This is a genomic window from Streptomyces sp. NPDC021225, from assembly GCF_044332865.1.
In the GTDB taxonomy this organism is placed as follows: domain Bacteria; phylum Actinomycetota; class Actinomycetes; order Streptomycetales; family Streptomycetaceae; genus Streptomyces.
Map to the genome: position 1 here is coordinate 149,814 of NZ_JBIRPV010000009.1, position 11,282 is coordinate 161,095.

Here is an 11,282-nt window from a genome sequence, read left to right on the forward strand (position 1 = left end):
GGGTCGCCGTGTTGTCCGGTGATGCCTTGTGTGATCACAGCCAAACGCGATGCGCCCCGGGCTGTCAAGCGGCCACCGCGTTCATGTTCCGGCCGTGTGTCGCGGGAGGTTGTGAGGTCGTCGGGCGGTTCCACAAGTCTGTAACATGTGATCAGCGTCACTTTTGACTTGTGGTCCGAACAGGCAGCTATAGAGTGATTGCGGAGATCACGTTGACGCCGGAGTTCATCCCGACGGTTGTCTGAAGTTGCAACAGATGTTCGGAAGAATTTATTCGAACGGTTGTCAGGTCGTCGGCCGCTGGCCTTTAAGTGATCATCTCTAATATGCTGAGCATGGGAACCGAAGCGCGACGGGGGATGTAATTGTCCATGTCAGTGGATTCGTTACGGCATGCTCACGTCGACAGGGCGATCGCAGTAGTCGGGATATCCGCCCGCTTACCCGAAGCGAATTCACCGGCTGACTTCTGGCGCCTGCTCCACGACGGCGCCGACGCGGTGACCCCGGTGCCGCCCGGCCGGTGGGCCCGCCACCCCGACGAGGCGGCACAGGCTCCGGGACACGGCGCCTTCCTCGATCAAGTGGACTGCTTCGACGCCGACTTCTTCGGCATCTCGCCGCGCGAGGCGGCGGCCATGGACCCCCAGCAGCGACTCGCCCTCGAACTCGGCTGGGAGGCCCTCGAGGACGCGGGGCTCGCCCCGGACCGGGTCTCGGGGCGCAGGGCGGGTGTCTTCATCGGAGCCATCAGCGACGACTACGCCACGCTGACCCGGCGGCGGGACACCACGGCGGTCACCCATCACACGCTGCCCGGCCTGCACCGCAGCATGATCGCCAATCGGCTCTCCTATCTGCTCGGCATCCGCGGACCGAGCCTGGTCGTCGACTCCGGCCAGTCCTCCTCCCTCGTCGCCGTGCACATGGCCTGCCAGAGCCTGCGCAGCGGAGAGTGTGAACTCGCCCTCGCCGGCGGGGTCAACCTCAACCTCACCTTCGACGGCACCCTCAGCGTCTCCCGGTTCGGCGGACTCTCACCGGACGGCCGCTGCTTCACCTTCGACGCCCGCGCCAACGGCTATGTCCGGGGCGAGGGCGGTGGTTTCGTCCTCCTCAAGCCCCTCGCGCGGGCGCTCGCCGACGGCGATCGGATCCACGGTGTGCTGCGCGGCAGCGCGGTCAACAACGACGGAGGCGGCGACAGCCTCACCACCCCCAGCCAGACCGCCCAGGAGGACGTGCTGCGCCGGGCCTGCGCCGACGCCGGGATCGGCCCCGACGAGGTGCAGTACGTGGAACTGCACGGCACCGGCACCGCGGTCGGCGACCCCATCGAGGCGGCCGCCCTGGCGTCCGTGTTCGGCGCGTCGCGGCAGCCGCACTCCCCGCTGCTGGTCGGCTCGGCCAAGACCAACGTGGGACACCTGGAGGGCGCCGCCGGCATCACCGGCCTGATCAAGGTGCTGCTCGCCCTGAAGGCCGGCCGGCTCCCCGCCAGCCTCAACTTCGAGACGCCCAACCCCCGTATCCCGCTGGCCGAGTGGAACCTGCGGGTGCAGACCGGGCTGACCCCGTGGCCGCGGCCCGACGCACCGCTGCTGGCCGGCGTGTCCGCGTTCGGGATGGGCGGCACCAACGCGCATGTGGTGGTCGAGCGGGCGCCCGCCGTCGACGAGCCGGCCCCCGCGGACCCGGCGATCCCGGTCCTGGACCTCGGCCCCGTGCTGCCCTGGCCGGTGTCCGGCCGCAGCGCGCGCGGACTGCGTGGACAGGCGGCACGGCTCCGGGAGTTCGCCGCCGACCAGACTGCCGACGCAACCGCTGCCGCGACCGGCGCCGCAACCGCCGACCCGGCGGACATCGCATGGTCGCTGGCGTCGTCGCGGGCCGCGCTGGAACACCGCGCCGTGGTGCTGACCGGAAACCGCGAGGAGTTCCTCGGCGGGCTGGCCGCGATCGCCTCCGCCGACCCCGCGGAACACGTCGTAGAAGGCACCGCCACGGGCGAGGCCGCCGACGTGGTGTTCGTCTTCCCGGGACAGGGGTCGCAGTGGGTCGGCATGGCGACCGAACTCCTCGACTCCTCACCGGTGTTCGCCGACTCCGTCGAGAAGTGCGCGGCGGCGCTGGCGCCGCACATCCAATGGAACCTGCTGGACGTCCTGCGGAACACCTCGGGCGACAACCCGCTCGAGCGCGTGGACGTGGTACAGCCGGTGCTGTGGGCCGTGATGGTCTCGCTCGCCCAGGTGTGGCGCGCGGCGGGCATCTCCCCGACCGCGGTGGTCGGACACTCCCAGGGTGAGATCGCGGCCGCCTGTGTGTCCGGCGCCCTGTCGCTGGACGACGGCGCCCGGCTGGTGGCGCTGCGCAGCCGCGCCATCGCCGAGGAGCTGGCGGGCCTCGGCGGCATGGTCTCGATCGCGGCCCCCGTCGCATGGGTGCGGGAGCTGCTGGCGGACCGGGACGGCGTCTGGGTGGCGGTCGTCAACGGCCCCGCCGCCACGGTCGTCGCGGGCGGCCCCGAAGCCCTCGCCGAGACCGTCGCCGCCTGTGAGCGGGTCGGTGTGCGGACCCGGACCATCGCGGTGGACTACGCCTCGCACACGCCGCACGTCGAGCGGGTGCGCGAGCGGCTGCTGGAACTGGCCGCCCCCATCGCCCCGCGCACCGGCGAGGTGCCGCTGTACTCGACCGTCACCGGCGCGCCCGTCGACGGCGCGGAGCTGGACGCCGGGTACTGGTACCGGAATCTGCGGGAGCCGGTGCTCTTCCAGGACACCCTCGGTGCCCTGCTGGAGTCGGGGAAGACGGTGTTCCTCGAAGTCAGCCCGCATCCGGTGCTCACCACCGCGGTGGCCGAGGCCGGTCAGGCGGCCGGCGCCGACGTATTCGCCGGCGGGACGCTGCGCCGCGACCAGGGCGGCGCCAGGCGGTTCCTGACCTCCATAGCCGAGCTGTGGGCCCACGGCGCCGCTCCCGACTGGGCCCGGCTGTTCGCGGGCACCGGCGCCCGCCGTACCGACCTGCCCACCTACGCCTTCCAGCGCGACCGCCACTGGCTCGACGCCTCCGGAGCCGACGCGCCCGCCGTCGACACCCCCGCCGACACGCCGTCCGCCGCCGTCGCGGAGCCGGAGCCCCCGGCCACGGACGGGCCGGACGACGTGATGCGCGTGGTGCGGGGCAACACCGCCGCCGTGCTGGGGCAGCCGTCGTCGGCGGAGCTCGACGTACGACGGACGTTCAAGGACCTCGGGTTCGACTCCGTCATGCTCGGCGAACTCTGCGGCCGGGTGAACACCGCCCTCGGCGTACGGCTGACCACCGCCACCCTCTTCGACCACCCCACCCCGGCCGGGCTGGCCGGCCACCTCGAGACCGCGCGGACCGGCCACCGGCCCGCGGCGGCCGCCGCGCCGTCCGCCCGCGCCGCCACCCCGGCCGACCCCGACGAGCCCATCGCCATCATCGGGATGAGCTGCCGCTTCCCCGGCGGGGTGGCCTCCCCCGAGGATCTGTGGCGGCTGGTCGCCACCGACGGGGACGCGATCTCGGGGTTCCCCGAGGACCGCGGCTGGGATCTGGAGCGGCTGCGCCAGGCCGACGCCACCGGCGGCAGCTTCGCCGAGGGAGGCGGATTCCTCGACCGGGTCACCGACTTCGACGCGCGCTTCTTCGGGATATCGCCGCGCGAGGCGCTGGCGATGGACCCGCAGCAGCGGCTGCTGCTGGAGACCTCCTGGGAGCTGCTGGAGCGGGCGGGCATCGCCCCGGACACCCTGCGGGACAGCAGGACCGGTGTCTTCGTCGGCACCATGGACCAGGAGTACGGGCCGCGGCTGCACGACGCCCCCGAGGCCCTCGACGGCTATCTGCTCACCGGCAAGACCACCAGCATCGCCTCCGGCCGCATCGCCTATCTGCTCGGGCTGACCGGCCCCGCCATCACCGTCGACACGGCCTGCTCATCGTCGCTGGTGGCCCTGCATCTGGCGGTGCGGTCCCTGCGCCAGCGGGAGTCCTCGCTGGCGCTGGTCGGCGGGGTGACGGTGCTGTCCACCCCGGGCATCTTCACCGAGTTCAGCCGCCAGCAGGGCCTCGCGCGGGACGGCCGCTGCAAGGCGTTCGCGGCCGCGGCCGACGGCACCGGCTTCGCCGAGGGCGCCGGGATGCTGCTGGTCGAGCGGCTGTCGGACGCGCGGCGCAACGGACACCGGGTGCTGGCCGTGGTGCGCGGCTCGGCGGTCAACCAGGACGGCGCGTCCAACGGTCTGACGGCGCCCAGCGGGCTGTCCCAGCAGCGGGTCATCCGCGACGCCTGGGCCGACGCGGGCCTGGCCTCCTCCGACGTGGACGTGGTGGAGGCCCACGGCACCGGAACCGCGCTGGGCGACCCGATCGAGGCCCAGGCGCTGCTGGCCACCTACGGCCAGGAGCGCCCCGGCGACCATCCCCTGCTGCTGGGTTCGGTGAAGTCCAACATCGGTCACACCCAGGCGGCCGCGGGCATCGCCGGAGTCATCAAGACCGTGATGGCCATCCGGCACGGGTTGGTCCCCGCCACCTTGCACGTGGACGCGCCGACGTCACAGGTCGACTGGGCCACCGGCGCGGTCGCGCTGGTGACCCGGGGCATGCCCTGGCCCGAGCGCGACCGGGCCCGGCGCGCGGCCGTGTCGTCCTTCGGGATCAGCGGGACCAACGCGCATGTGATCATCGAGCAGGAGCCCCTCGCAGCCGAGCCCGCACCAGCCGGCGAGTCCGCGCCCGTGCCCGCGATGCGCGGCCGTGGCGCGCTGCCCTGGGTGGTGTCGGCCCGTACCGCCGGCGGCCTGCGGGCCCAGGCCGAGCGGCTGCACGCGTTCGCCGCCGCCGGTGACGCCACGCCCGAGGACCTGGGCCGGTCGCTCGCGACGACGCGCGGCGCGCTGGAACACCGCGCCGTGGTGGTCGCCGAGGACCGGGACGCCTTCCTGGCCGGTCTCGGCGCCCTCGCGGCCGGGGAGCCGGCCGCGGGCGTGGTGAGCGGGACCGCCCCGGCCCAGCCGGGCGGAGTGGTGTTCGTCTTCCCCGGCCAGGGCGGCCAGTGGGCCGGCATGGCCACCGAACTGCTGGCGTCCTCCCCGGCGTTCGCCGCCTCGATGGACGCGTGCGCCCAGGCGCTGGCGGCCGAGGTCGACTGGGATCTGTTCGCGGCCGTACGCGACGCGGACGCACTGCGGCGCGTGGAGATCGTGCAGCCGGTGCTGTGGGCCGTGATGGTGTCCCTGGCACAGATGTGGCAAGCGGCGGGCATATCCCCGGCCGCTGTGATCGGACACTCCCAGGGAGAGCTCGCGGCCGCCTGTGTGTCCGGCGCGCTGTCGCTCGCCGACGGGGCGCGGCTGGTGGTCCTCCGCAGCCGCCTGGCCGCGGCCGAACTGGCCGGCGGCGGCCGGATGCTGTCGATCGCCGCCTCGGCCGACCGCGTCACGGAGCTGCTCGCGGACCGCGCCGACGTCTGGATCTCGGTGGTCAACGGCCCGTCCGCCACGGTGGTCGGCGGCACGCCCGAGGCCGTCGCCGAGGTGATGGCCGAGGCCGAGAGCGCCGGGCTGCGGCCGAAGATGATCGCGGTCGACTACGCCTCGCACACCCCCCATGTCGAGCGCATCCGGGAGCCGTTGCTGGCCGGTGCCGCCTCGGTGGCGCCGCGGCCCGGAGCCGTCCCGATGTATTCGACCGTCACCGGCGCACCGGTCGAGGGCCGGGCGCTCGACGCCGAGTACTGGTACCGCAATCTGCGGGAGCCGGTGCGGTTCCAGGACACCGTGCGGGCCGTGCGCGACGCAGGACACACGGTCTTCGTCGAGGTCAGCCCGCACCCGGTGCTCACCGCGGTGCTCCAGACCGAAGGCGGCGGCGAGGCCGAGGGCCCCGATGTCCTCGCGGTCGGCACCCTGCGGCGCGACCAGGGCGGGATCGACCAGGTCCTCACCTCCCTGGCCGCGCTCTGGATCCGTGGCCCGGCCCCCGACTGGTCGCGGGTGTTCACCCCCGGCGGCGACCCTGTCGAGCTGCCCACCTACGCCTTCCAGCGCGACCGCTACTGGCTCGCCCCCACGTCCTCCGGCGCCGAGGCCCGCGTCGACCTGCCGTCCTCGCCCGTGCCCGAGGCGCTCGAGGGCTTCCCCCGGAGGGTGGCCGAGGCGACCTCCGCCGCGCACCGGACGCGCGTGGTGCTGGACGAGGTATGCGCCCACGCGGCCGCCGTGCTGGGCTGGTCCGCACCCGGCGACGTCGAGGTCGGGCGGGCGTTCCGCGAGGCGGGCTTCGACTCGCTGACGGCCGTGGAGCTGCGGAACCGGCTCGCGGCCGCGACCGGGGTGAACCTCTCGCCCACCGTCGTGTTCGACTACCCCACGCCGCTCGCGCTCGCCGAGCACCTGCGGGACCGGCTCCTCGGCGAGGACGGCACGGTGACGGCGGACGACGCCCCCGTGGCCGCCGACGACCCCATCGCGATCGTGTCGACCGGCTGCCGCTTCCCCGGCGATGTGCGCTCCCCGGAGGACCTGTGGCAGCTTCTGCTGTCCGACCGGGATGTGATCTCGGGCTTCCCGGTCGACCGCGGCTGGCCCCTGGAGGACCTGTCCCACCCGGACCCCGGCCGGCCCGGCACCAGCTCCGTCCAGCAGGGCGGTTTCCTTCACGACGCTGCCGAGTTCGACGCGGAGTTCTTCGGGATATCGCCGCGCGAGGCGCTGGCGATGGACCCGCAGCAGCGGCTGCTGCTGGAGACCTCCTGGGAGGCCCTGGAGCGGGCCGGTCTCGACCCGGCGGCGCTGCGTGGCAGCCGGACCGGCGTGTTCGTCGGCGCCGTCCCGCACGGCTACGGCAGCGGCTCCGTCGATCCGCAGGGCACCGAGGGCTATCTGTTCACCGGCGCCGCGGGCAGTGTGGCCTCGGGCCGCGTCGCGTACACCTTCGGCCTGGAGGGCCCGGCCATCACGGTGGACACCGCGTGCTCCTCGTCGCTGGTGGCCTTCCACCTGGCGGTGCAGTCGCTGCGGCAGGGCGAGTGCTCCCTGGCGCTGGTCGGCGGGGTGACGGTCATGTCGACTCCGACGGTCTTCACCGAGTTCAGCCACCAGCGCGCGCTCGCCGCCGACGGCCGGTGCAAGCCCTTCGCCGCCGGCGCGGACGGCACCGCGTGGGGCGAGGGCGTCGGGGTGGTGCTCCTGGAGCGGCTGTCGGACGCGGTGCGCAACGGCCACCAGGTGCTGGCCGTGGTGCGGGGCAGCGCGGTCAACCAGGATGGCGCGTCCAACGGGCTCACCGCACCGAACGGGCCCTCGCAGCAGCGGGTGGTCCGCCAGGCCCTGGCCAACGCCCGGCTGTCGGCCGCGGATGTGGACGTGGTCGAGGCCCATGGCACGGGTACGTCGCTGGGCGACCCGATCGAGGCGCAGGCGCTGCTGGCCACCTACGGCCAGGACCGGCCCGCCGACCGCCCGCTGCTGCTCGGCTCGCTCAAGTCCAACATCGGCCACACCTCCGCGGCCGCCGGCGTGGCCGGGGTCATCAAGATGGTGATGGCGCTGCGCCACGGGATCGTGCCCGCGACGCTGCACGTGGACGCGGTGTCCCCGCATGTGGACTGGGAGTCCGGTGCGGTCGAGCTGGTGACGGAGAATCTGGCCTGGCCCGAACTCGACCGGGTGCGGCGGGCTGCCGTCTCCTCGTTCGGGGTGAGCGGCACCAACGCGCATGTGATCCTCGAACAGGCCCCGGCCGCCGCAGACCTCTCCGCCGACGAGCGGCCGGCGCACACGGGGGCGCTGCCCTGGGTGGTGTCGAGCCGCTCGGCGGACGGTCTGCGCCGCCAGGCGGCCCGGCTGCGGGAGTTCGCCGCCGCCTCGGAGGCCGACACCGCCGACATCGGCTGGTCGCTGGCGTCGACCCGGGCGGGGCTCGAGCACCGCGCGGTGGTCGTGGCGGACGACCGGGAGGGCTTTCTGCGGGCGCTCGACGCCCTCGGGGCCGGGGAGCCCGCCGCCCATGTGGTGAGCGGCGAGGTGTCCGGCGGGTCCCGGGGCGCGGTGTTCGTCTTCCCCGGGCAGGGGTCGCAGTGGGTCGGCATGGCGACCGAACTCCTCGAAGCGTCCACGGCGTTCGCCGACTCCATCGAGCGGTGTGCGGGGGCGTTGGCGCCGCATATCGAGTGGGATCTGTTGGAGGTGTTGCGCGAGGAGGGTCCGCTGGAGCGGGTGGATGTGGTGCAGCCGGTGTTGTGGGCGGTGATGGTGTCGCTGGCTCAGGTGTGGCGTTCGGTGGGTGTGGAGCCGTCGGCGGTGATCGGCCATTCGCAGGGTGAGATCGCGGCGGCGTGTGTGTCGGGGGCGTTGTCGTTGGAGGACGGTGCGCGGCTGGTGGCGCTGCGCAGCCGCGCCATCGCCGAGGACCTGGCCGGCCTCGGTGGAATGGTGTCCGTGGCCGCTTCCGTCGAGCGCGTCGAGGAGCTCCTCGAAGGACGCGACGGAGTGTGGGTGGCCACGGTGAACGGCCCGGACAGCGTCGTCGTCGCGGGCGATCTGGCCTCCCTCGACGAGACGGTGGCGGCGGCTGAGGCGGTGGGGGTGCGGGCGCGTCGGGTGGCGGTGGATTACGCGTCGCATACGCCGCATGTGGAGCGGATCCGGGGGCGGTTGCTGGAGTTGGCGGCGCCGATTGTGCCGCGTGTGGGTGATGTGCCGATGTATTCGACGGTGACCGGGGCGCCGGTGACGGGTGTGGAGCTGGACGCGGAGTACTGGTATCGCAATCTGCGGGAGCGGGTGGCGTTCCATGACACCGTGCGGGTTCTGCTCGACCAGGGTGACCGGGTGTTCCTGGAGGTCAGCCCGCACCCCGTGCTGGCGGGCGCCATCCAGGAGGCCGGCCGCGTCCGGTCGGTGGACACCGCGGTGACCGGCACCCTCAGGCGCGGCGAAGGAGGCTCCCGGCGGTTCCTGGCCTCGCTCGCCGAGCTGTGGGTACGGGGCACGGGCCCCGACTGGGCCCGGGTGTTCGCGGGCACCGGAGGCCGCCGCGTCGACCTGCCCACGTACGCGTTCCAGCCCAAGCGCTACTGGCTCGACTCCGCCGCCTCGCGCCCCTCGGCGGCCGCCGACGAGAACGCCGCTTTCTGGGAGGTCGTGGAGCGCGAGGACCTGGAAGGACTCGCGCGAACCCTGCGGCTGGACGACGCGGGCCCCGAGCTGACGGCCGTGCTGCCCGCCCTGACGGCGTGGCACCGGCGCCACAAGGCGGCCTCCGCGATGGAGTCCTGGCGGTACCGGGCCGACTGGAAGCCGCTGACCGGCCACGCGTCGGCCACCCTCTCCGGCACCTGGCTGGTGGCCGGCACCCGCGAGCAGCTCGACGGCGAGCTGTACGAGGCGGTCGCCGGGGCCCTGCGCGAACACGGAGCGGCCGTCCAACCGCTGGCGGCCCCCGAGGACGGGCAGCGGTGGGCCGATGTGCTCGCCGCGCACACCGAGGCGGCCGGAGTGCTGTCCCTGCTCGCCGACGACGAGTCGCCCCTCGACGGCACGCCCGCCGTGCCGGCCGGCTTCGGCCGGACGCTGCTGCTCATCCAGGGGCTGGAGAAGTCGGGCGCGGCCGCCCCGCTGTGGTGCCTCACCCGGGGCGCGGTGTCCGTCGGCGGCCAGGACCCGCTCACCGGACCGGCCCAGGCGCTGGTCTGGGGGCTGGGCCGGGTCGTGGCGCAGGAGCTGCCCGCACGCTGGGGCGGCCTGGTGGATCTGCCCCTCGCCCCGGACGCCAAGGACCTCGGCCGGCTGTGCGCGGTGCTGGCCGACCGGAGTGGCGAGGACCAGGTCGCGGTCCGTCCGTTCGGAACGTTCGGCCGCCGGATCGTCCGGGCGCCGCTCGGCGACGCGGCGGGCGACGGCTGGACCCCGGGCGAGGGAACGGTGCTCATCACCGGCGGCACAGGGGCCCTCGGCGGGCAGGTCGCCCGCAGGCTGGCCGCCCAGGGCGCCCGGCACCTGCTGCTCGTCAGCCGCCAGGGGCAGGCCGCCCCCGGCGCGGCCGACCTGGTGGCCGAGCTGGCCGCCGCGGGCGCCGAGGTGACGGTGGCCGCCTGTGACATCGCGGACACCGGCGCGCTGCGCGACCTGCTGGCCTCGATCCCCGACGCGTACCCGCTGACCGCGGTGTTCCACACCGCCGCCGTACTGGACGACGGGGCCGTGACCGCCCTGACGCTCGACCAGGTCGACAGCGTGCTGCGGGTCAAGGCCGACGCGGCCTGGCGGCTGCACGAGCTGACCGCGCGACTGGGCTCGGACCTGTCCGCGTTCGTGCTGTTCTCCTCGCTGGCGGGCACCGTCGGCATGGCGGGCCAGGGCAACTACGCCCCCGGCAACGCCTACCTGGACGCGCTGGCCGCCTACCGGCGCTCGCGCGGGCTGGTGGCCACCTCGGTGGCCTGGGGATCCTGGGCGCAGGGCGGCATGGCCGAACGGGACGCGGTGACCGATGTCCGGGTCCGGCACGGCGTACCGCTGCTGCCCCCGGAGTCCGCCGTCCTGGCGCTGGAGGCCGCGCTCGCCCACGGCGACACGGCCGTCGTCATCGCCGACATCGACTGGGACCGGTTCGCCCACGCCTACACCGCGACACGCCCCAGCCGTCTGCTCGACGAGCTGCCCGAGACCCGGCAGGCCCTGGGCACGGGCGAGGCCACCGGCACGGACACCACCCACGCGCTGCACGACCGGCTCGCCGGCCTCGGCGCGCAGGAGCGCGAGCGGCAGCTGTTCGACGCTGTACGAACCCAGGCGGCGGCCGTGCTCGGCCACGACTCCGCCGATGCGGTGGACCCCCGGCGGCAGTTCCTCGAACTGGGCCTGGACTCGGTCACCGCGGTGGAGCTGCGCAACCGGCTGGGCCTCGCGACCGGTCTGCGGCTGCCCGCCACCGTGGTCTTCGACCGTCCGACCGTGGCCGACCTCGCCCGCTATCTCGACGCCGAGATGTTCGGCGGGTCCCAGGAGCCCGAGAACGCCGGCGCCGCGGAACTCGACCGGCTCGAGGTCCTGCTGAAGGAGCTGCCGGACGGGGATCCGGCGAGAGCGGCCATCGCCGGGCGGCTGCGGCATCTGCTGTGGTCGTCCACCGGCGACGGGCCGGCCGAGGACACCGTGGACTCCGCGGAGCTCGAGGACGCGTCGAATGACGAGATCTTCGACTTCATCGAGAAGGAATTCGGGATCTCCTGACCCGTCGCG

General features: G+C 74.0%; 1 protein-coding gene. It reads left to right on the top strand.

The genetic code is table 11. The features are described 5' to 3' along the window. Positions 1 to 371: 371 nt before the first annotated feature. Complete coding sequence (locus tag ACH4S9_RS33485; RefSeq protein WP_398375328.1) at positions 372 to 11,273, top strand: type I polyketide synthase; 10,902 nt, start codon at positions 372 to 374, stop codon at positions 11,271 to 11,273. Positions 11,274 to 11,282: the final 9 nt, after the last annotated feature.

Excerpts from the sequence above, each read along its gene's own strand:
- ACH4S9_RS33485 (WP_398375328.1), top strand. The coding sequence starts at position 372 with ATGTCAGTGGATTCGTTACGGCATGCTCACGTCGACAGGGCGATCGCA.